The sequence below is a fragment of the Nostoc parmelioides FACHB-3921 genome, from assembly GCF_014696625.1.
Taxonomy (GTDB): domain Bacteria; phylum Cyanobacteriota; class Cyanobacteriia; order Cyanobacteriales; family Nostocaceae; genus Trichormus; species Trichormus parmelioides.
Window position 1 is genome coordinate 22,659 of the sequence record NZ_JACJQL010000008.1, and the last position, 25,829, is coordinate 48,487.

Consider the following 25,829-nt stretch of genomic DNA (forward strand, 5'->3'; position numbering starts at 1 on the left):
CTTGTTGCGTAATTTATCACATGAGTTTTGAACGCAAAAGGAAGAAAAAACAACATTAAATAATCTTATCTCATCTATCAGCAAGGATTATGTTTGCCTTAGTCTTAGGTGTTTAAAATACAGCTAACTGATAAATGTTAATACATAAATACCCTATGATTTAACTCGAAAATAGCGATTCAAACATTTCTTACAAGCGGTAAATATGCATTCTTAAAGTAAAATATTTTGCTGCGAAAATATTTGCTAACATCTTATTTTTAGGCGAAAAATAAAAGGCAGACTTATATTTTGTAAATAGCCATTATTTAAGATAATCGCAAAAACAAATATTAATCTTTAAACTTCGCTTTTATATTGCAGTAGAGCAAATTCATTAACAGCTTCTTAGTTGCAATACATATCATAGACTTATATAATTGCCAAACCCAATATTATTGGAAAATTCATTATTTTTATCCAGAAAATGCTCATATAATGTCTTCTACAATTCTTTCTCAAACTTCTGCTGCCATCTTGAATGACTCTACTCTAAATGAGCATTTAACACAAAGACTATTTACGCGTAAAGAAGTCATCCCACCTTGTAAAGACATACTTTGGCGCATTGAGAGTGGGGCTGTCCGGACTCTTACCTGGAGTGAAGATGGCTCATTTATTACTTTAGGGTATTGGGGAGTAGGAGATGTGATTGGTTATCCTTTATCCAAAGTCAACCCATATCAAATTGAATGCTTGACAAGTGTAGAAGCTATTACTATACCCCAGCATCTTTGGCATCAATACACTAATAATCTACTGACGCATATTCAACGTTCAGAGGAACTGTTAAGCATAGTCCACCGTAAACCTCTTTCCCTACGTTTATGGCAATTTCTGGTTTGGCTAAGTCAAAAGTTTGGGCGTAACTTAGAAAACGGCAAACTCATTGAGATGTATATTACCCATCAAGAAATAGCCGAAGTCTTGAATACAACAAGAGTGACTGTAACAAGGTTACTACAGCAGTTTGAAAATGAAGGCGTGCTGGTACGTTATAAACGTCGGATTATTCTATGTTTACCAAATAAAACAATTATGAATATGAACTTAAAAAATAAGTAACTATCTTGTCTTTGGTACTTCTAAAGATGTATAGTGATTACAGATATCTTGTGTATATACCCTGAAATGTAAAAGGGTCAAATATATCACAATGAGTGTGAATTAGTTGGTGTGAGTGATTTATAAACCATGACAAAACTATTCTGGAACGCTTTAAAATTCAGTCCAGTTGTTTTTGCTGCGACCTTTTTCGCTACTAATAGCGCCTTAGCAGTTGAAGCTGGCGAGCCAGTAATGAGTGTTTCCCAGTTAACACAAGCTTCTGAATCTCAAAACATTGGCCAGGTAACATCTGTATCACAATTTTCAGATGTGCAACCTACGGATTGGGCATTCCAAGCATTACAATCTTTGGTTGAGCGCTACGGCTGTATCGCAGGTTATCCCAATGGCACATACCGTGGTAATCGTGCTTTGACCCGTTATGAGTTTGCTGCTGGTTTGAACGCTTGTTTAGACAGAGTTAACGAACTGATTGCTACAGCAACAGCTGATTTAGTTAGCAAGCAAGATTTAGCAACTTTACAGCGTTTACAAGAAGAATTCTCTGCTGAATTAGCGACTTTACGCGGCCGGGTTGATGCTTTAGAAGCTCGTACTGCTGAGTTAGAAGCTAATCAATTCTCTACTACTACAAAGCTTTCTGGAGAAGCAATCTTCAGTGTGTCTCAAGCTTTTGGTGATAGAGTAGCGGTTCGTACAGGAAATCCTACACAAGATTTGGATTCCAACCTGGCGTTTGCTAATCGGGTGCGTTTAACCTTAAATAGCAGCTTCACCGGAACAGACCAATTACAAACCCGGTTGAATGCGGGAAATATTATTTCCAATTCGGGAACCACAGGTACTGGGACTAACATGACCCGTTTGGGTTATGACGGTGGTACTGATAACAGTGTTTCCATCGATAAACTCAACTATGCGTTCAATCTGAGTGATTCTATCCGCGTCAAGATTGATGCAACTGGTGCTGAGTTGAACGAGAACACCAACGTCTTTAACCCTGACTTTAGAAGCAGTGGTTCTGGCGCTTTGTCTCGCTATGGACGTTTTAGTCCCATTTATCGTCAGGGTGGTGACGGTGCCGGGATCACGGTCAATGTTAATCCTAGTGGGCCTTTGACCTTTACGGCAGCTTATATTGCAAGTGGACGGAATAATGCTGCTAACCCTGCTGAAGGATTTGGTTTATTTGATGGTAACAACACCATTTTTGGTCAGATAGCTTTTAAGCCAAGTCAAGCTTTGAATCTTGGTTTCGCCTATGCTCGTACTTACCAGCAAGGTGGAGACCTATTCTATGCTACAGGTGGTCTAAATGCTAACAGACCCTTTGGTAATAATGTGAAAACTGAAGCCAATCACTATGGTTTCCAAGCTACATTCCAGCCTAGCTCTACCATCACCCTTGGAGGTTGGGTAGGTTACACAACTGCTGATGCAGTCAATACTGCCACTCGTAGTGACATAGATGCTTGGTATTGGGGTACTAGTGTTGGTATCAAAGACTTTGGTGGTGAAGGTAATGTCTTGGGTGTGATCTTTGGTCAACCACCCAGAGTTACTGATGCTAGCGGTGTAGCTGTCGATGATAGTGATACTTCCTATCATTTAGAAGGTCTTTACAAGCTTAAGCTCTCTGATAACATTCTGATCACCCCTGGTTTGTTGGTAATCTTCAACCCAGAAAACAATGATAATAATGACCCAATTTATGTAGGTACATTGCGTACTACATTCACTTTCTAGGTTCAGTACTTAACTGCTGAATATAATCAATCTACAGCCCTCTAGCAAGAGGGCTTTTTTATTGCAAATCAGCATCTTGTGATTTAGACAAATCGGACGGAGGCCGATCGCTACTCCAAGCCCACCAAACACAACCACATTGGCAATTGTAGAACTCTTGCCATTTACGTCGATGGTCTGTTGTTAGTACGGGCGATCGCCGATTAATCCAAACTTGTGAAGCTTCTAAACTACTGGCGCGGCAGGTTGGACAGCAAAATTCGTAAGCATGAACTGCCTTTTGTGTCCATTCGGGCGGGGTGGGAGCAAACGCATCCATGAGATAATTCGTAATTCATAATACTTTGTGCTACGCAACGCTACCCTGAACAAGAAGGCTAACGCCAACGTAATTTAGACATTTTTACGGTGTTTTTTCATACACTATATCTCATCATCATAGAATTAATCTTTTTAACTGGTCGCGGCGTTAGCAAGTTTGCGAGCGTCGGATCTTTGTAACTTAATTACAAATTACCAATTATTCCTATGGAGCCAAAAGTTGAAATACGTCGTTTATTTGAAGTGATGCCGGCTTCTGGTCGGATGACGATTAAAATTGTCAGCAAACCAGAACAAAATCAGGTAATTGACCCGATGTTTCCCTTGCCCTGGAATCAAGAGAGGCTAATATATATAAACTTCGATTTATGGGAGCGCTTGACAAAACCACAACGGGATTTACTCATCCTACAAAAGGTTGCTTGGTTGACGGGGGTCAGGTGGTTTACACCAAATATTTATCAGGGTGTGGTGTTAGCAGGGCTTTTGGGCGGATTGGTGGAATCTGCACAGTCTGATGTGGTAGGGGTGGCGATCGCTGGGGGATTGAGTGCGATCGCTTTGTTGCGGATCTGGCGCAGCAACAAATCGCCAGAGTCTGAGTTAAATGCGGACGCAGCAGCGATCAAAGTTGCTCAACGCCGTGGTTATTCCGCAGCCGAAGCAGCACAAAATTTGCTGTCAGCAATTGAGTCAGTAGCTAAGATAGAAGGACGTTCTAGCTTAGATTTTATCGCTTTGATTCGCTGCCAAAATTTACGAGCGATCGCTGGTCTTTCGCCAGTGGGTATACCAGAAAATTTCTCATAATTGACCACAAGATTTAGTTTCTTGCTGGTTATGAAGCTGGTTTGTCATCTAGAATAGAAACCGACTGAAAAAGCGATTATTTAAGTTAGAAGCTAGTAGTTAGTTTTTTTATCTAGAATCAACGCAAGACTCGGCTAGACTAACAGGATTCTGACAAATAATCAGGGAAACTACTAAAAAATCGACAAAATACTTGTTATTTGCTACTAGCAAGTCACCATGTAAACATTCATATCAAAACTACTCAAACACCATGAAGTTATGCGAAGTATCTAAAAGGTGAATTACTTATATTTTTATCAACAAAGATAATACAAGTGGTTATCAACATTTGTAGTAATTATACAAATGAAGGTGGTTTAGTGGTTTTTGCGGGAGGGTAAGGAGATTTGAGGGATGCAAACTCAACAGCCAATCCCTGTTGACAGCAGTTCAGACGGCAAAGAAGTGTCATTAGAAGAGCCATCAACATCGACAGACGAACTCCCAACTATAGAATTTCCTTCACGAGGGAAACTCAAAGCAAGTTCCTGGCGTATCCATCAGAAAATTGGGTATGGATACTTTGTGGCCATTGGCATAGGCTTTTTTGGCTCGCTCACGGGATTAGTGATTGCCAACTATTACCGAGGCAAAGAAATCAGGGAATTTAATCAAGCTCAAGAACAAAGACAGTTATTAACCGATTACAAGAATGCTGTTATGGGAGCGCAACTGCATAGCTCCAATATTGTGGCATTTTTGGAAGATCCCCAGCGCTTACCCATGAAAAAAGGCGATTTCTTGAGAGATGTTAAAAAAGCCGAAGCTGGGGAACAAAAAATTGCCAAGTTTATAGAGGGTAGACCTAAAGACTTAGCTGCAACTAGCGTCAACTTAAAAGCTCTCTTACAAGACTATGCGTTTTATTTAGATTCTTATGTGCAGCAAATAGATGCTGTCGTCGCAGAAATTCAGCAACCTGTACCACCAAAACAGGTAGCTCAAGTTAGAGCGAAGTTACTGGAGATTATGCGCGGCGAAACAGCCATGCAGCTAGAGCATCTCTCACGGAAGTTATCCAACATCTTACAAACTGCTGAATCAAAAGAGCGTCAGAGGCAAAGAGATGTGGAAGAAGCCAAAAGCGTTGAGAGATTAATTGTGATGGTGAGTATGCTGGTGTCAGTAGCGATCGCTGCCATCGTAGCATGGCGGACTAGTCGAGCGATCGCGGAACCAGTCATTACTGTCACCCAAGTAGCAGAACAAGTGGCCCGTAAACCGAATTTTGATTTACGCGCTCCTGTGACTACAGAAGATGAAATTGGCTTACTAGCTAAATCCCTCAATCGTCTCATTGAGCGTGTATCTGAGCGTACCAAAGAACTAGAACAAGCTAAAGAACTAGCTGAAGCAGCCAGCAAGGCAAAAAGTATATTTCTCGCCAATGTTAGTCATGAGTTGCGTACACCTTTAAACGCTGTAATTGGCTTAAGCCAACTCCTGAAAGACGATGCGGCTGACCTGAGTTTGTCGGGAGAATTCACTAGTGACCTAGAAACCATCAATTCTGCGGGTAGACATCTATTGGAACTGATTAACGACATTCTGGATTTGTCGAAAATTGAAGCGGGTAAAATGACCCTTTATCCAGAGATATTTGATGTTGTCACACTCATCAACAATGTTGTTTTAACCGTCAAACCAGCGATAGAAAAAAATAACAACATTTTAGAAATGTATTGTGATGAACACCTGGGTACAATGTATGCTGACCAAACCAGGATGCGGCAAGTATTATTAAATCTACTCAGTAATGCTGCTAAATTTACCACTAACGGCAGAGTCAAACTGACAGTTAGGCGAGAAAAAGAAGACTTTTTAACGGAAATGCCCTTTGGTGCGATTTCCTTCACGGTTAGTGATACAGGTATTGGGATGTCTCCTAGTCAGCAGCAACAATTATTTCAACCTTTTACTCAAGGTGACACCTCAACCACAAAAAAATATGGCGGTACCGGACTAGGTTTAGCGATTAGCCGCCACTTTTGCCAGATGATGGGAGGGGAAATTCTCGTCAAAAGTCAACCAGGTCTGGGTTCGACTTTTACCGTCTATCTGCCACTTCAGGAGCAAAGTTGAAGGTAGAGTAATAGATGGGGAGGTCAGGAGAACAATTCACATTAATTGTTGACTACTGACTACTGACTACTGACCACTGACTAATAACTAATGACTACCGACTTTCTCAGTCATCTGAATCCCAGCCAACGTCAAGCCGTGGAACACTATTGCGGCCCCTTGTTAGTTGTTGCTGGTGCTGGTTCCGGTAAAACACGAGCGCTAACTTATCGGATTGCTAATTTAATACTGAAGCACCGTGTTGCTCCCGAAAATATTTTGGCGGTGACTTTCACCAACAAAGCCGCCAGGGAGATGAAAGAACGGATTCAACGGCTGTTTGCCGAACAATTAGCCTTGACAGAACACGGAAAGCGTTTAGACTTACTACCAGAACACGAACAAACTAAATTGCGATCGCGCGTTTATAAAAATACTATTAAAGAACTGTGGTGTGGTACTTTCCACAGTTTGTTTTCCCGTATTCTCCGTTTTGATATCGAAAAATATCAAGATGAAAAAGGGCGACAATGGAATCGTAATTTTTCCATTTTTGATGAATCTGATGTGCAAGGTCTCATTAAAGAAATCGTCACTAAACAATTAAATCTAGATGATAAGAAGTTTGAGCCGCGTTCTGTCCGCTACGCCATTAGTAATGCCAAGAATCAAGGACTTTCACCACAGGAATTTGAAAAAGACCAGCCAAATTATCGTGGGAGAGTAATTGCTGATGTCTATAATCGTTATCAAGATAAACTAGCAGAAAACAACGCCCTTGATTTTGATGATTTAATCTTAATTCCCACTAGATTATTTCAGCAAAATGAACAGGTTTTAGGTTACTGGCATCGCAAGTTTTGTCACATTCTTGTAGACGAATATCAAGACACTAACCGCACACAATACGATTTAATTCGCCTGTTGACAACCAATGGTGAAGAGAAAAAAAGTGCATGGGAATGGCAAAATCGCTCGGTTTTTGTTGTGGGTGATGCAGACCAATCTATTTACAGCTTTAGAATGGCAGATTTCACCATATTACTAGATTTTCAGAATCAATTTGGTGATGGTTTACCAGATGAAGATACCCGCACAATGGTGAAGTTGGAAGAGAACTATCGCTCATGTGAAAACATTCTCCAAGTTGCTAACGAACTGATTGAAAATAATACTCAAAGAATTGATAAAATCCTGAAGCCGACGCGGGGAGCAGGCGAAGAAATTTATTGTCACAAGGCAGATAATGAATTAGAAGAAGCTGATTTTGTCATTCGTCAAATCCGCACATTAGAGCATCAAAACCCGGAATTAGATTGGGGTAGCTTTGCCATTTTGTATCGGACAAATGCCCAATCTCGTCCCTTTGAAGAATTGTTAGTCAGAAATCAGATTCCTTACACAGTTGTGGGTGGGATGAAGTTCTATGACCGCAAAGAAATTAAAGATGTTATAGCTTATTTAAGAGCGATCGCTAATCCCTCAGATACAGTTAGTCTATTACGAGTGATTAACACCCCTCGGCGTGGTATCGGTAAAGCGACTATTGATAACTTAATCAATGCTTCCCAGCAATTAGGTACAACTCTCTGGGAAATATTAAGTGATGAAACATCAGTCAACACGTTAGCTGGGCGATCGGCTAAAGGGGTAAATAACTTTGCCCAAATGATTAACCGTTGGCAAGAGCAAATAACCACAGCCCCAGTTACAGAAATAGTTATGGGGATTTTAGAAGATTCTGGTTACGTACAAGATTTACAAAGCCAAGGAACAGACGAAGCTGAAGACCGCATCCAAAACGTGCAGGAACTTTACAACGCTGTCTTACAATTCCAAGAAGAGAATGAAGATGTTTCTTTAACAGCGTTTCTGCAAAGTACAGCCCTTAGTTCTGATTTAGATAACCTCAAAGAAGGTCAAACAGCCGTTTCCCTGATGACTCTGCACGCTTCCAAAGGTTTGGAATTTCCTGTAGTCTTCTTGGTAGGCTTAGAACAGGGATTATTCCCCGGCTACCGTTCACTAAGTGACCCCGCAGCCTTAGAAGAAGAACGCCGCCTATGTTATGTAGGGATTACTCGCGCCCAAGAACGGTTGTATTTATCCTTCGCCCGTGAACGCCGCTTATATGGCTCACGGGAACCAGCCATGCGATCGCAATTTCTCGACGAACTACCAGCCGAATTAATCACCACCCAATACCAAGTCCGACAAACCTATACTAGACCCCCATCAACAACTACCAATGGTAAGCAAGCAGCCAATCAAGATTGGCAAGTAGGGGACAGAGTTTTACACAAAAGTTTTGGGATTGGGGAAATAACCCACGTTTTTGGTGCTGGTAGCAAGCTTTCTGTAGCGGTTAAATTTACAAGCTTGGGTCAGAAAATTATTGACCCCAGAGTCGCCCAGTTACAAAAGGTGGATTAGTCAACTCGCTTCTCTACGAGACGCTGCGCGAACGCTCCAATTCAAAATACCCTACGGGAAGCTAAAGCTACAAAATTCAAAATTCAAAATTAGAGACAATGAGTGGGGGTAAGAAAGCGCCACTCATTGAAGACCGCTAAATTTTAAATTTAGCGGGGGCTTGAAACCCAGAATTAATTCAAAGATAACGAGATAAGACTTCACTCGTTGCTTTACCTGTCCTTTCCCAACTAAATTGATTGGCTCTAGTGATTCCTTTGGTAGACAGATGGGATTGCAATTTAACATCATGAGCTATAGTCTGCATCGCATCTGTGATTTCTGCTGTGTTGTAGGGGTTGATGAGAATGGCTGCATCTCCAGCCACTTCAGGTAAGGAAGATAAATTAGAGGTGATGACAGGAGTACCGCAGGCCAAGGCTTCTAACACTGGGAAACCAAAGCCTTCCCAAAGACTGGGAAAAACAAGTGCGATCGCTTGATTAATAATGACAGGTAATTCACTATAAGAAACATAATCAAGAAACTTCACACGATGAGTTATCCCTAATTCCTCAACTTGTGCTTGCAACGTCGGAGTATAACGTGCATCATTTGGGCCTGCTAACCACAGTTCATAATCCTTGTTCGGTAACGCAGCAAAAGCGGCAATAATTCGATTTAAATTTTTATAAATATTATGTCGCCCATAATACAAGAAATAATTTTTTCTCGGCAAGTCCAAAAAACGAAAATTTCGCCGATCAATAGCTAAGGGAATTACAGTTACTTTCTTTTCTGAAACACCTAAAAAACGCTGGATATCATGAGCCGTAATCAAGGAATTACAAATAATATGCTCTGACTGCTTAATCACCGCAGGTAGATAATTACGGCAATAAAAAAGTTGCGCCGTAGAAAATTCCTGGGGAAATCTTAAAGGAATTAAATCGTGAATAGTAACAATACTGAGACAACTAGAAAATAAAGGAACTTCGGGAATAGGCGAAAATAATAATTGAGAGTTTAGTTTTTTATAAAAACTGGGTAATTTAAACTGCACCCACATCAACCGTTGAAAATGTCCTTTAATTCCACATTCTGTTGTAATGTTAGCTGGAGATTGATAAACTTTTACTTCAGGAATTTCCCTGGGACTGAGAACATTAACACCTAAATATTTAATATGCGGCAATAAATTCAGGCTATAAGTTAACCATCCCGTTGGCTTTAAGGGGGCAAAAGATAAGTTTACCAATACAGTCATAACTAGCTAAATTAAGTATCAAAATAGCTTAGTATATTTAAGCTATTACGAATAATAATTTTATTATTTCTAAACTGTAAGGATTTCTTGTCACCAAAAACTCAGGTACAAATTTAGCCAATAGATATATTTTTAAAAGAATTATCTCCCATAAAGGACAATGTTTTTTATAGTAATAAATTTGGCTACGTCTATATTCCATCGCCGTAGCGTTGGCATTTTTTTTCATAGAATGGCCTCTTATGTGTATTAAAGACACTTGAGGCGTATATAAAATTTTATATCCTTGATTTTGCACTCGTTTACATAAATCTGCATCTTCAAAATAGATAAAAAACTTTTCGTCAAAACCACCCAAACTATGAAATAAATCTGCACGAATAAATAAGGCTGCTCCAACAACAATATCCACCTCTTTAATCGTGTTAAATTCCTGCTCTAAACTATTTAACTTAGATTTATCCTCGGCGTATTTATGGAGTCTTCTAGATTTATATTCGCCCTTAATACCAACTGTATATGCAAAAGAAACTTGAAATGTCTCATCTGGAAAAAGTAATTTAGTACCGATAATACCCACATCTGGATTTTCTCTCATCAAATCAATCAGGTGTGGTAAAATATTAGTAGTTAGGATAGTATCAGTATTTAATAATAGTAGAAATTCACCTTTGGCGATTTTTGCACCAGCATTATTTCCTGCACCAAAACCATAGTTTTTCGGCAACCTAACTATTTTGACATCAGGAAAATCCTTAGCAACAAACTCATAGCTATTGTCTTGAGAAGCATTATCAACTAATACAATTTCACAGTTATCTTTAGGAATAAATTTATCTATGGAATTTAAGCAATCTGGTAGAACATCAGCGCCATTATAATTAACTAAAATAATTGATACTAGAACATTTGACGCTGCGTCCATACTATTGACTGTTTTTATAATAACTTTTAAACGTTTTTAAAGAATGGGAAAGTATAATCTTATAACTTCTTTGGACATCGAAAATTAATTTTAAAACACCAATTCTTAACGCCGTACCTTCCGAATTATAGCCTATAAGCAAACTTTTATACAATAATTTAAAGATATGCCAACCAAAATCTAATTTTCTATCATCAAAAGGGTTGGTATGACCTAGCTCATTCAATTCTCGTTTAAATCGACGATAAAAGGCTTTACTAAAGTCTCGGTGAACTAAATAACTATTGCCATTGATTTTAAATTTCTTGCGACATAAAATCAACAATTCACAATGAATTTTACCTGAGTCTTTGAGAACGCCGACATTATTGGCATTATGAATTCTATACCAAACTAAGGGTTGATGGATATTTACAATTTTGCCTCTATGTGATGCAACTAGTGCTATCCACCAATCGTGATACCACCTAATTTTATTTTGTGGTGGAAATGGTAGTACATCCGTGAGCAGAGAAGTACAAAATAATACAGAGCATCCTGTCACCACGTTGCGAAGTAACAATAAATCGTGAGACAATTTGTGAGGTCTACGTCCTTCAAAATCCCAAGCAGAGGGGTGAATAGTCTGGTCGTAACTATTAATTAACTCTAAATCAGAATGTATTAAGACTGCTTTTTGTGAACGTAGTTTTTTTAATAAAATTTTTAACTTGTCTTCATGCCAAATATCATCTTGATCCGCAAGAGATATAGCAGTAATAGATTTATCTTGAGCGCAATATTTTAGACCTCGTTCAAAGTTATAATAGTGGTTGAGATTATGACTGTGGAAATGGCAAATAAAACGCGGATCGTTATCAATAATCTTCTTGATTCCCATTTGATATTCTGAGTTAGAACAGTCGTCTACAACGTGACAAACCCAGTTTTTCCAACTCTGTTGTCTAATAGACTGTATTTGTTTCTCAAAATATTCCAGATTGGGATTGTATGTGGCTAAAACAATACCGATTTTTTCTATAAACTGCATTATCTTAAGTAAAACAACCTAGATAATTGAGAGTTGGTATTATCTGCTACATAAGCAGGATATGGTCTACAGTCGCTTAGGAGAGTGTCGCAGGCTGAACCCTACTACAAGCCGATGTAAAAACCTTGTCTTGCATAACATAGCTTTATTTTTGCCCTAACTTTATTAGGAGTTATGTCAATTCGATTTGACAATCATCACCAATCAGAAAGCGTAGGGCTTTTGGGCGACGGGGAGCAATTGTTAGTTGCGCGCGCTGTCCAATTACACTATCAATGATTCGCTGATCGATTCCGGATATTTTAGCACCTTCTAAAATTACGCTGTGTTCTAAATCTGAGTCGATGAGTGTTGCATTGTTGGCGATGCTGCTATAAGGGCCAATAAAGCAATTTTTTAAATAACAATTATTGCCAATAACTACGGGGCCACGAATTGTACAATTGATAATTTGAGAATCGATTCCAATTTGAACTCGTCCAATGATTTGACTTTCAGCATCCACTTCCCCTAAATTAGACGTTGTTAAACAGGTATCAAGAATTAAGCGGTTAGCTTCTAATAAATCATCTTTTTTGCCAGTGTCTAACCACCAACCATATAAATTACAAGCTAATACTTGTCTTTTATCGTCTATTAAGCGTTGAATAGCATCAGTAATTTCCAACTCTCCCCGGTTTGAAGGCTGGATACGAGCAATAGCATCATGAATAATTGGGGAAAAGAAATAAACACCCACCAGCGCTAGATTAGATGGAGGAACTTTGGGTTTTTCGACTAATTGTAGTACCCGCCCGGTGTCATCCACCTTAGCCACACCAAAGGCAGTAGGATTTGCAACCTCACGCAACAGAATTAAAGCATCAGGTTGTTCGTGGATAAACTGTTGTAAAAAGTTGCTTAAGTCGCCTTGTTGAATTAGGTTATCACCCAGGTACATGACAAAAGGTGAATCTTCTAAGAAGGGACGAGCAACGGTAACAGCATGAGCTAGACCGGCAGGCTGTTCTTGTAAAATATAGGTGATGTTAGCTCCAAAAGGTTTTCCATCTCCAGTTTTACTTTGTACTTCTGCCCCTGTTTCTGGGCTGATAATTATACCGATATCAGTAATACCAGCCGCGACCATTTCTTCAATCCCATACCAGAGAATGGGCTTGTTCGCAACTGGGACAAGTTGCTTTGCTCCAGTATATGTGAGCGGGCGTAAGCGTGTACCTCTACCGCCGGAGAGAATTAGTGCTTTCATAGTGAAGAATATTTGGATAGCCAGTCTTGAAGCATCAACCGCAGTCTTTGTTGCCAATGGGGGGGAGCAGTTCCCAAAACTTGTGACATTTTCTCACAAGCCAGGACAGAATAGGCGGGGCGGGGAGCTAAAGTCGGATATTCGGCGGTGGTGATAGGAATAATTTGTTGGACTGTGAGCGGAAAACCTAGTTTTTGGGATTCTGCAAAAATAGCCACTGCAAAGTCATACCAGCTAATTACACCAGTGTTTGTGTAGTGGTAAGTCCCAGAAATTTCCGGTATTTGAGGTATCACCTGGGCTATGGTGTCAGCGATATCTTGCGCCCAAGTAGGGGAGCCAATTTGATCTTTGACTACCCGAATTTCTTGGCGTTCTGCACCCAGTCGCAGCATAGTTTTGACAAAGTTACTTTTACCAAAACTGCCATAAACCCAAGCTGTACGGAGAATAAGGTGCTGGGGGTGAATTTGTTTAATGGCTATTTCTCCAGCTAGTTTAGTTTTACCGTAAACACTTAAGGGATTAGTGGGGTCAGTTTCTTGGTAAGGGTGACTTTGCTGACCATCAAAAACGTAATCTGTGGAGATGTGAATTAAGAACGAGCCGAGTTTTTGGCATTCTTCGGCGATAATTTGGGGTGCTGTAGCATTGATAGCTGTAGCTAGTTCGGGTTCAGTTTCGGCTTTGTCTACAGCAGTGTAAGCGGCGGCGTTAATGATTATCTGCGCTTGGACTTCTTTGATGATTTGACGCAGACTATCAGCTTGAGTTAGGTCTATCCTGGGTCGTGCGACCGAGATAACTTTGTATCTAGGTGCAAGAATTTGTTGAATTTCTTGACCTACTTGACCGTTACTACCTATTAGTAGGATTGATTCATTCATATACTTCCGCGCTTTTCAATGGCTGACCCTGGCTATCTTTAGCCGATAAAATTGGTGGTTCTTTGAGAGGCCAATTTATTGCTAAATCAGGATCATTCCATAGAATAGTGCGATCGCCACCAGGCGCATAGTAATCTGTAGTTTTGTAAATAACTTCGGCAACTTCAGAAAGTACAACAAAGCCATGAGCAAAGCCTGGAGGTACCCACAATTGGCGCTTGTTCTCGGCGCTGAGTACATAACCTACCCATTGTCCGAAGGTGGGAGAGCTTTTTCTAATATCTACAGCTACATCAAAAATTGTCCCCACGACAGCGCGGACTAATTTTCCTTGGGGTTGAATAACTTGATAGTGCAGTCCACGCAGAACATTTCGCTGGGAAGATGAGTGGTTATCCTGAACAAAGTTTACGGTAATACCCAGTTTATCTATAAACTTTTGCTGATTGTAGGACTCAAAGAAAAAGCCGCGTGAGTCGCTAAAAACTTGCGGTTCGAGGAGAAATATATCAGGGATTTCCGCAGGAATAACTTTCACAGATTTTTACTGAATTGGTTGTTGGCAAGATAATCTAAGTAACTCATTTTAAATTAGCTTGTTTGTCTAGATACTTGAGCATAATAAATCTCCTCTAGTATTTGTTGAAGATTATATTTATACTCCCATGTGGGATAGTGAGAGCGAAACTTGCCCACATCTGAAATATACCAGATGTGATCGCCAGAACGATTATCATCTGTATAAACATATTGCAGCTTTTTGCCAACGATATTTTCGCAAATTGCGATCGCTTCTAACATAGAACAATTGCTATGCCGAGAACCACCAATGTTATAAATCTCTCCACATCTGGGTTGTTGATAGAAGTGATAAAAAGCGTTCACTAAGTCGTAACTGTGGATATTATCTCTAACCTGTTTGCCTTTGTAGCCAAAGATGGTGTACGTATCGCCCGAAATAGTACATTTCATTAAGTAGGCGAGAAAGCCATGCAATTGAGCGCCAGAATGATTAGGCCCAGTCAAGCAACCACCTCTAAAACTGGCAGTTTTCATGCCGAAATATCTGCCATATTCTTGAACTAGTACATCTGCGGCGACTTTGGAAGCACCAAAGAGGGAATGTTTGGAGTTGTCAATGGTCATTGACTCATCAATACCTGCTTGATATTGATGATTGGGCGCAATTTCCCAGCGAGTCTCTAACTCCTGTAAAGGTAAATAGTTAGGTGTATCTCCATAGACTTTGTTAGTGGAAGTAAATATGAAAACTGCTTGCGGACAGTATTGTCGAGTTGCTTCTAATAAAACTAAAGTGCCGTTGGCATTGACTGTAAAATCTGTGTGGGGATCTTTTGCAGCCCAATCATGGGATGGTTGCGCTGCTGTATGGATAATGAGAGAAATATCAGTAGAATATGCTTGAAAGAGGTTTTCTATAGCAGTGCGATCGCGGATATCGATATCATAGTGGCGATACCTCTCACCATATTTATCTTCTAAAACTTGACGATTCCAGTCTGTCGAAGCAGATTCACCAAAAAACACCGCACGCATATTATTATCAATGCCCAAAACCCGAAAACCTTTCTGGACGAAAAAGTGAACGGATTCTGAACCGATTAGACCAGATGAACCAGTAATTAGAACAGTAGGCATAATATTATTTCTCACATGAAAGTATAGTAAATAGATTAGGATAAAATAGGCTGGAGAAATTCCTCATAGTCAATAATCCATTTATATATATCTCGAAGAGTTTGTTCTGGATTTATGCTTGGTTTCCACCCAGTCTTAGAGATAATCTTGGAAGAATCTGTAATGTAAATGGGGATATCACCTTGTCTGGCTGTGACTTCTGATTTAATAGGAATGGACTTACCCGTAATTGATTCACAGATCTTAGTAGTTTCTAATAGAGATAGACTATTATCAGCACCTCCACCAACATTTAATACATCCCCATCTAGTTCCGAAAAATGTTCTAATTGGTAGTTAATTAGTCTTAATAAATCTTCAATATGCAATAAATCTCTCACTTGTTTACCTGTACCGCCGTAGCCGATATAACTTAAAGATTTTTCAAAGTAGTGTGCAGCTAACCATAAAACAAAAACACCTTGGTCAACTTTCCCCATTTGCCAAGGCCCTGTAATTACGCCACAACGATTAACTATTGCTTGAATACCGTAAGCTTGTCGATACTCTTCAATTAGCATCTCTGATGCAAGTTTAGTAGTACCATATAGAGAACGGTAGCTTTGAAGAGGAAAGTCTTCGGCAATACCAAGATTAGATACTCCGGAAATTGTTTGCTCAGGAGCAATAGTCAATCGGGTTGGTGATTCTATCAGATTAATGGACTTCAGTGTTTCAATCGGATAAACACGACTAGTAGAGAGAAAGAGCAAGCGAGCATCGATTTGTCTAGCTAATTCCAGAACATTAATAGTTCCTAATAAATTTGTTTGCAGGACGTATTGTGGAGAGGAAAATCCTGCAAGAACAGAAGGTTCAGCAGAACAGTCAATAATAGTATCGATATTGAACATTCCTGGTTCTAAATCGCTAGGAGAGCGAATATCACCGTGAATAAACTCAATTCCTGATTTTTTGAATCTAGTCAGATTTAATTCTGAACCTCGTCTCCGTAAATTATCAAAACAACTGATTTTCCATGAAGGATGCTGTTGTTTGAGACTGATTGCTAAAGAACTGCCAATAAAACCAGCCCCTCCTAAAATTAAAATACGTTCAGCCATTTGATTCAGCCTTTGATTTAACGACAGTTCTTTTTTTACTAAGATGGTAATCTCCACGGGACAGGTGTTTTTCTAACCAGATGTAGAGAACTATAAACAAATATCGACTACCCATCTCTTTTAGCTTGAGCTTAGAAACACCCGTAGTTCTATTTCTCCAAATTATAGGAATAGTTGTAAAAGAATAACCTCTAACTATAGCTTTAAGAGGCAATTCTACCGTTAAGTTAAAATGATGAGAAATTAATGGAGAAATACCTTCAATTACTTCTTTGCGATAAACTTTAAAAGCATTAGTAATATCATTAAATTTCAAACCAAATAAGATTTGAATAAATAAGTTTGCTAAACGATTTACTACCAGTTTGTGACCAGGATAATCAATTACTTTACCACCTTTAACAAAACGAGAACCAAAAACGCAGTCATAGCCCTCTTGTAACTTATAGAAGTAGGATACTATATCCTCTGGTGCATCTGAACTATCTGCCATCACCACAGCTACAGCATCACCTGTGAAGTTCTCCAGACCACAGCGAACCGCAAAGCCAAAGCCATTAGGATAATAATTATTCACATAGCGCAGCTTACTATTCTGTGAAGTAATTTGCTGTAATAATTCTTCAGTTCTATCCTTACTATTATCGTTAACCACTAAAATTTCATAATCTATTTGTTCACCTTCTAAGGTTTTACTAATCGTCTGCATTGTCTGCACTATGCAATCTTCTTCATTGTAGGCTGGAATGACTATTGATAAAGTAGTAATAGTTTTAGAAACACCTACAACTTTCGGTTCAGATTCTCTGGTTCTTGAGCCGATTGATATAGCTGGAGCTAATGCTTCTGGATAATATGAATCTAAAGGGGTTTCTCCTTGTAAGTCATCTCGATTTTGTTTTCTTGGTGTTTTAAATACAAAACTGTCACTAATAAGATAGTTAATAGATGCGCTCAAAAGTGCGCCTATTAGAGTATTAACTGCATAGTTAACCCGCAACCAATCTAAAATCGGAAAAATCAAGAAAACACGCGTAATAACTGCTAGTCCAGCAGAAACATGATAAAGAGGCAGTTGACGTAAAACTACTTCTCTCAAATTCCAAATACCACCAGTCCATACCCAAGTTCTGTATATAAAAAAACTAAATATTAACGATATTTCAATAGATAGTACATTGGCAATATTTCTCAGAAAGGCAGTGTCAAAATTTAACTTCTCAATAAGTAAGAAAATGAGTACTAAATTTAGCCCAGCAGCTAATCCACCACCTAACAGAAATTTTAGTATTTTTGCATAAGAAGTTTTTTTGTACATAGCAGATTATCAGTTGACAAATAGAATAAGAGTATTAAAAGTTGATGATTTATTTTCAATTATTCATTTCATATCCAGGAGTTAATTGCAAAATTAAGTTCCTTTTTTAATTTTTAGGATATGATTACCAATAATCGGTTTAGCGGTTTTATTTTCGGGTTCATAAATCCAAAACTTAATAAAATAGGAATCTTTCAAGATGTCATCTGCTCTTAAAGAAAGAGACCAGCCAGATTGATTATAGCTTTGGTTCTTATAAAATTCTGCAACATCATATCTATGTAAACCTGTTTTGGTAATGGCAACAGGAATATTTGCTGCACCTTGTGTTACGAATATCCATAGAGGTTTTTGCGGATTCGATTTAGATATCATCCATCCATTTATATCAATAGCCTGTGCTTTTACAGACTTAATATTTTGATAATCTACTGACCCAATATGTTCTTCCGTTGGCTTTTGAAGAAAAAGGATATCTTTTAATTTGGAAATATCAATAAATTCATCTTTGATAGAGATAGATGAATCCAAAATTCCATAATTATCAAGTCTTACCTGAATCTTTGGTTTGTACAGGATAGGATTACTTGTGGAGAACTTAAAAGACTTAACCTGTTGATTCCACTTCCCATCGAATAAGGAGAAAATTTGATTATCATTTATCGGTAGAGGACTTACTATAACACCATTTTCTGAATTTTCAGGAATTATCCTGAAAAAGGGATGAGAACCATTTTTAAGCTCAATATCAATAGTTACAGGCGGTATTCTAAACAAAGTTTTATAAATTTTACCTAATAAAGAATATTCAAACTTGATAGATGCACGAACTAAAGAAGGATTTTCCATTAACTTTACAGATTGATTCCAATCTACTAAAGATAGTTTATGATTTAAAGATGGGGTACATATATTATTCTCGCGTTTTTGTAAAAATATCAAATTAGAAAGTGCAGGTGTGTTTATAAATTGTTGCACTTTTGAAGACAACTTATAATTACAAACTACATAGGAAAATGTTGCTGGTTCATCAAAGAAAGGATGTCTATTATCAATAGATAAAAAATCATATATTATATTTTCTGGAGACTTTCTTGATATGCTATGCAAATTTGCATTATCGAGAAACTTAGTATATGCAGAGTAAGATTGAAATATAGGTCTGGGTAGCCAGTTCAATTTATTTGACTCAACAATTGAAATTTCCCAAGGAAAAATGTCTACTGTAGCATCATTTAAAGTTTGTAATACAATCTCAGGTAATTTAACTTTTGATAACTCTAAATTACTACTTTCATTTATTTGAGAAAATAGCTTTTCTGGATTGAGTATCATTGATACTTGATTAATTACATTAATAGGGTTGAAATTATTAATTAACTTAGAACTCAGATTGGCATCTGCGTTTCCAAAAGGTGATGCAGTCAAAGAATATATAGAAATTAAAGAAATTAAATAAAATAAAGTTACATTTTTAACAATTTTAGAATGATCGCTTAATTTAGTAATAGCGATAGAAGAAATAATAGGCCAACATTGAATAAAAAGATAAACATGGCCATCTTGACGAACGTAACCATGCTTGAAACTCATCCATAAAGTAAAACCTAAAGCTAATCCTAGCCCTAAAAATTCTCCATGTATGAGTTGGATAAGCGTTAATAAGAGAACGAAAACTCCTACAATAGCAAACCCTAATTCCCAAGGAGAGCCAACTATACTCATCGCACTAGAATATCCAGAGGAAATTTCTAGTGAACCCTTAAGAAAATTGATTAATTGGGGAGAAAAATAAAAATTTGTTACTAAAATAGCCAATATATATGCTATATAAAAACCATTTTTAAAGTTTATTTTAGGATATATTTTTCTATGTATAATGTTAGGATTTACAGAATTATTATCTTTAAGTAAATATTTTTTAATAAAATCAAAAAATATTCCAGAAAAACTGGCAAAAAATATGCAGAAAATAAATTGCTTAAGATGGTTAATATCACTAGTGTTTAATAATAAAAAAGCTGAAGTTAACGCAGCAATTATGGAATCAGACAAGGCAAATATGTTTGTAGATAATTCAGCTTTATGCTGAAAATCCCAGGATATTCTACCTATAATTACGAAAACAATAATACCTAAAGTACAAACTCCGATATTAAATTTTGTTAGCAAACAAAAACCTGATATTGCACCAATTACTAAAGCCCACCATCTAATATTTTTTTGATTGATAATATTATCCCAAGATAATACCATTATCAATGCAAATATGATTTTGTAATCGATCGAAGAGCCAATTAGATACGTAAAAAATATACTAATGGAAAGTAATATTTTGTTAAATTTTGTTTTTTGAAGGTTAATCGTTGCAATACTAATAACAAATGTTATCAATTCAACCATTAAGCGAAATAAAAATATTCCATAAAAGTTTTCTTTTAATACGGCTCCATGAATGAGATAGCCGAATGGGCCATATGTAAATATAATATCCTTACCGAAAACAAGTTTATCAACTGCTGCACGACTAATTGCGTATTGCCATGATGGATCAAGCCCTACTTTTATTCCTGAAGGCAAGGGTAAAAAAGCCAAAAAAATGTAAAAACATAAAAAAATAACTAGTATATTTATTTTTTTATTTGATGAACTATAGAACATAGAGATTGCAATAAAAATCCATTTCTTAAGGTTGGCTTAAAATAACTTCTTTAGCTAATGACCAATGCTGCTGAAGTAAATTATTGTTGTCAAACATCCGGCATACTTTTGCATAAGCATTTTTCGCCAGGCGTTCCGATATTGCTGGCTCTTTTATGCAGTGATAGATTGCAGCAGCTAGAGCTTTGGGGTTTCCTGGTTCTACTAAATAACCTTCACTCCCATCATTGATAATTTCTGGTATACCAAATACATCAGTACTAATGATTTTCAATTCAAATGCCATTGCTTCTAGCAATACTCTGGGAAAAGATTCTTCAAAAGATGCACAAACAAAAATGTCACTTAGAGTATAAAAATCATAAACATCTTTAGTTTCAAAGTAAATAGAGATGTTTTTCAAGGACAATTCTTGTATTTTACGTTTTAATAATTCTAAATAATTTTTATCTATGTAGGTAGTATTTCTAGCACCTACTATGAGACAAGATATATTAAGAAACTTATCAGCACAAATTTTTTCTAACTCTTTAATAGCCTCTATAAAAATATGTTGACCTTTTCTTAGACATGTTGTACCCACTATAGAAATTACTAAATGTTGTGGATTTATGCTGTATTTTTGTCGCAACTGAGATTTTCCATGAGTACTCCGAAAATCATTGATTTTTGGTAAATCAACTCCTCCAGAAATAGTACGAAAATTGTCTTTGATATCGAATTGATGAAAAATTCTGCGTGTAGCTTCGGCTTGGAAAACTACTCTGCTTGCATTTAAAAAACAATCAGGCAATATTTTTTGCATAATTTCCCTAGATGCCTGACCAAAGAAATTATCTATGCTAGCATCGATATCCTGACTTTCATGAATATGCCAGATAGTTGGCATGTTAAAAAGCTTTGCCATTGCTATACCCCAAAAGCTTAGCAAGGTATTGCATATAACTAAATCATATGATTCTAAGTTTATTTTTTTCGCAACTTCTTGAAGACGTTGGTGGTATTCCTCTAAGCTTTCTTGATGCAACGGCAAGATATCTTGGACAATTTTTATTTGTATATTTAAATTCTCATACTCTTTCCGCAAAATACCGTCTTTAGAAGAAATAACAGATATCTCACAACCAGTTTTACTGGTAAAGTAATGAGCGTAATTGTAAACAATTAATGGCGCGCCTTCTAAGTTTAGGTTGTGAGTAATAAAGATAATTTTTGCTTTTGATATTCTATTTACATGACTATAATGGTAAGGATTAATAGCCATAAACATAGAATTTATATCTAAACTTCTACTGAAGAAAGGATCTACAAAGTTCTTATATTTTTCAATAAAGTTAATATGTTCTTGAGGGTTATAACTTCTACCCCTAGAAGCACTAGTCTCGTGCATCAGGACAGCTTGAGGTGAGCAAACAATACGTTTTCCAGATTGCACTACTCGTAAGCAGTAATCAACATCGTTATACTCGACTGCAAAATTCTCTTCATCAAAGCCACCAAGTTCACGATACAGATTGGTTGAAGTTAAAAGACAAGCACCTGTTACTGCTGAAACGTTGCGTGTTGCATGGGGTAAACAAATATAACCAACTTCATCTTGATGTAAACGATGAAACAAGTGGTCAGCTAATCCATTATGAGGGCCTACTACGACTCCAGAGTGTTGAATAGTATTATCAGGATATAAAAGTTTAGCTCCCACAACGCCTACACCATCTATAGACATCCAACCAACCATGTCTTCTAGCCAACCTGGCTCTAAGGCTTGTATATCATTATTCAGATGAAGCATATAAGGTGTATCAATATGCTCACAAGCTAAATTCATTAACTGGGCATAATTGAAAGTATCTACTTTGCGTTCAGAGCGAATAACTCGACATTGTAATATTTGCTCTTGTTGTAATTTATTAAAGTATTGGTGAGTTGATGGTTCTACAGAGCAATCATCGATTATTAATAGTTTGACAAAGCGCTTATCTACCGTTTTCTCAAGACTAGCAACGCATTTTTTTAAAAGGTCTATTCTATCCTTTGTGGGGATAACAATTGTCACAGGATTTTCTGCTATTAGTGAATTATCCCATTTGAGTTGATGTAAACATAAGCCATGTTTTTGAGCAATTGGTGGTAAAAATGTTTTGGCTCTTAGACCTCTGCGTTGAATTGCTTCTTCTATGGCATTGTAAGCACTATCAAATACATATTTCTTTTGAGTACCGCGTGAAGCCGTGCTGCCAGAGTGTGTTCGCCAGTGATAACAGATATGAGGAATATGCTGAACCTTATCTGGTGTTATTTTTTCACTCACACGCAAAAATAGATCGAGATCTTGCGCTCCCTCAAATCCTTTTCGCATTCCTCCAACTTGGTCTATCAAGGTTTTGCGGATGATTGTGAGGTGGTGGGTGAAGTTGTGGGTAATTGCCATTTCGGGACTCCACGCACCCTTCATTTGTGGATCAAAGTGGTATCCAGATTCGTTGATTTTGTCTTCATCTGTATACATCCAGTCCACTTCAGGATGTTGGTTTACGCATTCGGCAACGTGTAATAGTGCATCACAAGATAAAGTGTCATCATGATCAAGTAAGGCTATGTAATCACCTGTAGCAATTTCCAAAGCTGAATTAGTAGCTTCGACAATATGACCATTTTTTGGACGAAAAACCACTTTAATGCGTGCATCCTCTGCCGTTATTTGTTGTAAAATTTCTCGAACATGAGGTTTGCTAGAGGCATCATCAGCTATGCACAATTCCCAATTTGGATATATCTGATTTTGTACGGAGTCAATCATTTCTATCAGCAAATGCCGAGGAGTATTATAAACTGGCACAATAAGGCTAATCTTGACTCCGTGTGGGGCGAGTGTTTTAGCATCATCTCTCATCCTATTTAAAAGATTTGATGACAAATTATTAGTCTGAAGCCATCTTTGATATGGATCTTGCGTTTGCCAGGGATGAATGATGCCTGAGTATTGTATACCTGTAGTGTGATAGTTCTGTAAGTACTGAGTTTGTCTATAGTAACGCCGTAGATAATAAATCCATAACTTTGGAGCTAGCGGTAATCTTCCCTGTTTGTAAGCAGTTATAGCTTTGATTACTACACCACGTATAAATAAGAAAAGATTTATTTTGCTTTCTTTACCATTCACCTTTTTATTCCGGTTTGGTTGTATAAATTGAACACGTCGAGTAAAACAGCAAATACTTTCACCAGTTTCTAAAATTGCCCAAATTTGAATACCTATATAGCCAGAAGTTGGATTAGTCACAATTAAATTAGATGTAAATCCTGATGAACTTGCATTTTCTATATCTGAATAAAATTTAGCTACATCAGTGCGTGTAAAACCATATTCAATTTGCTCTTCTTGTAAATCTTCTCTTACTAATATTAGAGAGTTAATTTTAGTTTTTTTACTAAAAATCCAGCCAGAAATTTGTAATATATTATTAATATTATTTTCTTGAACATTTGGTGATTCTAAATTACCTACCAGATATCCATTAGGGGAGATTTCACGGATTCTCAATATTTTAGTAAATAGTTTTAAAAATGGATTGTTAAATAATTTTATCCTTAGGTTTATTTTCTGATAATCCAGTTTTCTTTGTGTATATTTTAATTTAGATTGTAATCTTTCTAACTCAGCGTGTAGTTGAGACTGCGATCGCTCTAATTCTGTTTGAGTTTGCTGTAGTTGAGACTGCGAGCGCTCTAGTTCAGCCTGTAGCTGAGACTGCGAGCGCTCTAATCGTATCTGAGTTTGCTGTATTTGGGACTGCGATCGCTCTAGTTCAACCTGTAGATGAGACTGTGATCGCTCTAATTGGTCTTTAATTTCTTGTACTTCTAATTTTAATCCTTCTATTGCTTTATTTTGGCTTTTTACTTCTATGTTCTTAATATAATATTTCAGAGATTTACTAACTTCTTCAATATTTTGAATTGTTTCATTAATGGGCAAAATAAGATTTGATGGTGTTTCCAATATTTCAGCAATCTTATCAAAATGATCATCAATTTTTTTGATAATTTCTGATAGGTTTCTATGTTCTCTTTTTTGCTGCTGGATTAATTGATGCAACGAAGTTTTCAGTATACTAGCTTGATTTATAATATTTTGCTCAAGCCCCATGATTTTTGCAATTCCTTTAATTTTCTCTAAATCAGAAAAATTGATTAACAAATTAGGAATTCCATAAGCATAAGCTGTGATATTACCATGTAAGCTAGTACCAGCAAAATAATCTGAATAAGCAATTACAGTAGCGATTTTTTTAATATCTATATCTCCACATAATAAAAACGTTCTCTTGTCTATTTCTGCTTGTAATTTTTGTAAAATTACTTGATCTTTATGACATAATCCAATAGGTAAAAATACAATTTCTATCTCAGGACATATTAAAATTATTTCCTTAATCGCTAATACTAATTCTGGCAGATACTTCATAGCATCATAATTAACTTGAAAGCACAAAACCTTACCAGATCCTGGAAATTGGTTAGTTTGAATTAGATTTCTATGTATCTCTGTGAGATTAGTTTTAGGATAATAACGAGAAATCAAAAATGCAGTATCTGGGACTAGATAAATTTCTTGATCAATTCCAGCATCAATTAATTTTTGCCTAGACAAATCATCTCTTACGCTTATGTAAGCGATTTTTTCAAGGCTTTTTCTTAAAAGTAATGATTGTTGCTCATTAAATCGAAAAGGTATTCCGACTGAATTCCATATAACTGGAATCCAGGAAGATAGTTTGCCTAAATCCTCTATGAAAACTTGATATGAGCGTTCTTGTTCTGCTGTTTCTTGAGAAATTCCATAAACTGATACCATTGCAGAATCATCAAATCTGATGATATCTCCCCCACCCAAAATAATTCCTTGGTAGTTTAATATTTCCCGAAAAAATCCATCTTCCTCTAATCTAATAATTTGTTTTATATCTCTGCTTTCTTCTGGCTTAAATTTTCCACCTTTAGGTGAATAAAGTGTTATTTCTATGTTAGAAATTCTTTTACTAATTTCAGATTCAAGTATTAGCGGAAATATTAAATCACCATAGTTACATACATCGAAAGTTCCCCAATGTTGAATTTTTAAATTACTAGGTGTGAAGATTCCGGTTTCTAGCATTAATACTTACCTCAATTCTTGATATCATAAACGGATTAACGAATTAACGAATTTTGTACTATTTTTATAATTA

The 25,829-nt window shown here is 37.0% G+C and carries 17 protein-coding genes; 5 read left to right on the plus strand and 12 right to left on the minus strand.

Annotation, left to right across the window (positions count from 1 at the left end; all coding sequences use genetic code 11):
• Positions 1-477 precede the first annotated feature (477 nt).
• A complete protein-coding gene (locus H6G14_RS07815) occupies positions 478-1,104 on the plus strand; it encodes a Crp/Fnr family transcriptional regulator (protein WP_190566551.1) in 627 nt (208 codons plus the stop codon).
• Between the two features lie 129 nt (positions 1,105-1,233).
• On the plus strand, positions 1,234-2,853 hold the full coding sequence (locus tag H6G14_RS07820; protein ID WP_190566553.1) for an iron uptake porin: 1,620 nt from the start codon (positions 1,234-1,236) through the stop codon (positions 2,851-2,853).
• Positions 2,854-2,911: 58 nt separating this feature from the next.
• On the opposite strand, the gene H6G14_RS07825 is transcribed toward H6G14_RS07820, so the two are convergent.
• Complete coding sequence (locus H6G14_RS07825; protein ID WP_190566554.1) at positions 2,912-3,172, minus strand: hypothetical protein; 261 nt, start codon at positions 3,170-3,172, stop codon at positions 2,912-2,914.
• Positions 3,173-3,381: 209 nt separating this feature from the next.
• Here H6G14_RS07825 and H6G14_RS07830 point away from each other — a divergent pair, with 209 nt between their 5' ends.
• The 3 genes from H6G14_RS07830 (at position 3,382) to pcrA (ending at position 8,520) form a co-directional block, all read left to right on the plus strand.
• The gene (locus H6G14_RS07830) at positions 3,382-3,984 is read left to right on the plus strand and encodes a DUF3318 domain-containing protein (protein ID WP_190566556.1); all 603 of its coding nucleotides are present in this window, start codon (positions 3,382-3,384) and stop codon (positions 3,982-3,984) included.
• Positions 3,985-4,380: 396 nt separating this feature from the next.
• A complete protein-coding gene (locus H6G14_RS07835) occupies positions 4,381-6,108 on the plus strand; it encodes a sensor histidine kinase (protein ID WP_190566558.1) in 1,728 nt (575 codons plus the stop codon).
• Positions 6,109-6,198: 90 nt separating this feature from the next.
• Complete coding sequence (gene pcrA / locus H6G14_RS07840) at positions 6,199-8,520, plus strand: DNA helicase PcrA (protein WP_190566560.1); 2,322 nt, start codon at positions 6,199-6,201, stop codon at positions 8,518-8,520.
• A gap of 178 nt (positions 8,521-8,698) precedes the next feature.
• On the opposite strand, the gene H6G14_RS07845 is transcribed toward pcrA, so the two are convergent.
• The 11 genes from H6G14_RS07845 to H6G14_RS07895 all read right to left on the minus strand — a co-directional run bounded on the left by H6G14_RS07845 (position 8,699) and on the right by H6G14_RS07895 (position 25,756).
• A complete protein-coding gene (locus tag H6G14_RS07845) occupies positions 8,699-9,766 on the minus strand; it encodes a glycosyltransferase family 4 protein (protein ID WP_190566562.1) in 1,068 nt (355 codons plus the stop codon).
• A gap of 37 nt (positions 9,767-9,803) precedes the next feature.
• Complete coding sequence (locus H6G14_RS07850; RefSeq protein WP_190566565.1) at positions 9,804-10,691, minus strand: glycosyltransferase family 2 protein; 888 nt, start codon at positions 10,689-10,691, stop codon at positions 9,804-9,806.
• A 1-nt stretch (position 10,692) separates the two neighbouring features.
• Positions 10,693-11,721: a glycosyltransferase family 2 protein gene (locus tag H6G14_RS07855; protein ID WP_190566567.1), complete on the minus strand. Its 1,029-nt coding sequence runs from the start codon at positions 11,719-11,721 to the stop codon at positions 10,693-10,695.
• Positions 11,722-11,893: 172 nt separating this feature from the next.
• Complete coding sequence (locus tag H6G14_RS07860; protein ID WP_190566569.1) at positions 11,894-12,970, minus strand: glucose-1-phosphate thymidylyltransferase; 1,077 nt, start codon at positions 12,968-12,970, stop codon at positions 11,894-11,896.
• The gene (gene rfbD, locus H6G14_RS07865; protein ID WP_190566571.1) at positions 12,967-13,857 is read right to left on the minus strand and encodes a dTDP-4-dehydrorhamnose reductase; all 891 of its coding nucleotides are present in this window, start codon (positions 13,855-13,857) and stop codon (positions 12,967-12,969) included. The genes H6G14_RS07860 and rfbD overlap by 4 nt, the downstream gene beginning before the upstream one ends.
• On the minus strand, positions 13,850-14,395 hold the full coding sequence (rfbC, locus tag H6G14_RS07870; protein WP_190566573.1) for a dTDP-4-dehydrorhamnose 3,5-epimerase: 546 nt from the start codon (positions 14,393-14,395) through the stop codon (positions 13,850-13,852). Before rfbC ends, rfbD begins: the two co-directional genes overlap by 8 nt.
• A 53-nt stretch (positions 14,396-14,448) precedes the next feature.
• Positions 14,449-15,516 (minus strand): NAD-dependent epimerase/dehydratase family protein, encoded by a 1,068-nt coding sequence (locus H6G14_RS07875; protein WP_190566575.1) that lies wholly within the window; start codon positions 15,514-15,516, stop codon positions 14,449-14,451.
• A gap of 35 nt (positions 15,517-15,551) precedes the next feature.
• Entirely contained in the window at positions 15,552-16,619 is a 1,068-nt protein-coding gene (locus H6G14_RS07880; RefSeq protein ID WP_190566577.1) for an NAD-dependent epimerase/dehydratase family protein, read from the minus strand.
• Positions 16,612-17,937, minus strand: a complete 1,326-nt coding sequence (locus H6G14_RS07885; RefSeq protein WP_190566579.1) for a glycosyltransferase — start codon at positions 17,935-17,937, stop codon at positions 16,612-16,614. Before H6G14_RS07885 ends, H6G14_RS07880 begins: the two co-directional genes overlap by 8 nt.
• 93 nt (positions 17,938-18,030) lie before the next feature.
• The gene (locus H6G14_RS07890; protein ID WP_190566580.1) at positions 18,031-20,598 is read right to left on the minus strand and encodes a hypothetical protein; all 2,568 of its coding nucleotides are present in this window, start codon (positions 20,596-20,598) and stop codon (positions 18,031-18,033) included.
• 25 nt (positions 20,599-20,623) lie between these two features.
• On the minus strand, positions 20,624-25,756 hold the full coding sequence (locus H6G14_RS07895) for a glycosyltransferase (RefSeq protein ID WP_190566582.1): 5,133 nt from the start codon (positions 25,754-25,756) through the stop codon (positions 20,624-20,626).
• Positions 25,757-25,829 lie beyond the last annotated feature (73 nt).

Bases quoted from the DNA above. Each gene is read 5' to 3' on its own strand.
- H6G14_RS07815 (WP_190566551.1), top strand. From the start codon at position 478: ATGTCTTCTACAATTCTTTCTCAAACTTCTGCTGCCATCTTGAATGAC.
- H6G14_RS07820 (WP_190566553.1), top strand. From the start codon at position 1,234: ATGACAAAACTATTCTGGAACGCTTTAAAATTCAGTCCAGTTGTTTTT.
- H6G14_RS07825 (WP_190566554.1), bottom strand. From the start codon at position 3,172: ATGGATGCGTTTGCTCCCACCCCGCCCGAATGGACACAAAAGGCAGTT.
- H6G14_RS07830 (WP_190566556.1), top strand. From the start codon at position 3,382: ATGGAGCCAAAAGTTGAAATACGTCGTTTATTTGAAGTGATGCCGGCT.
- H6G14_RS07835 (WP_190566558.1), top strand. From the start codon at position 4,381: ATGCAAACTCAACAGCCAATCCCTGTTGACAGCAGTTCAGACGGCAAA.
- pcrA (WP_190566560.1), top strand. From the start codon at position 6,199: ATGACTACCGACTTTCTCAGTCATCTGAATCCCAGCCAACGTCAAGCC.
- H6G14_RS07845 (WP_190566562.1), bottom strand. From the start codon at position 9,766: ATGACTGTATTGGTAAACTTATCTTTTGCCCCCTTAAAGCCAACGGGA.
- H6G14_RS07850 (WP_190566565.1), bottom strand. From the start codon at position 10,691: ATGGACGCAGCGTCAAATGTTCTAGTATCAATTATTTTAGTTAATTAT.
- H6G14_RS07855 (WP_190566567.1), bottom strand. From the start codon at position 11,721: ATGCAGTTTATAGAAAAAATCGGTATTGTTTTAGCCACATACAATCCC.
- H6G14_RS07860 (WP_190566569.1), bottom strand. From the start codon at position 12,970: ATGAAAGCACTAATTCTCTCCGGCGGTAGAGGTACACGCTTACGCCCG.
- rfbD (WP_190566571.1), bottom strand. From the start codon at position 13,857: ATGAATGAATCAATCCTACTAATAGGTAGTAACGGTCAAGTAGGTCAA.
- H6G14_RS07875 (WP_190566575.1), bottom strand. From the start codon at position 15,516: ATGCCTACTGTTCTAATTACTGGTTCATCTGGTCTAATCGGTTCAGAA.
- H6G14_RS07880 (WP_190566577.1), bottom strand. From the start codon at position 16,619: ATGGCTGAACGTATTTTAATTTTAGGAGGGGCTGGTTTTATTGGCAGT.
- H6G14_RS07885 (WP_190566579.1), bottom strand. From the start codon at position 17,937: ATGTACAAAAAAACTTCTTATGCAAAAATACTAAAATTTCTGTTAGGT.
- H6G14_RS07890 (WP_190566580.1), bottom strand. From the start codon at position 20,598: ATGTTCTATAGTTCATCAAATAAAAAAATAAATATACTAGTTATTTTT.
- H6G14_RS07895 (WP_190566582.1), bottom strand. From the start codon at position 25,756: ATGCTAGAAACCGGAATCTTCACACCTAGTAATTTAAAAATTCAACAT.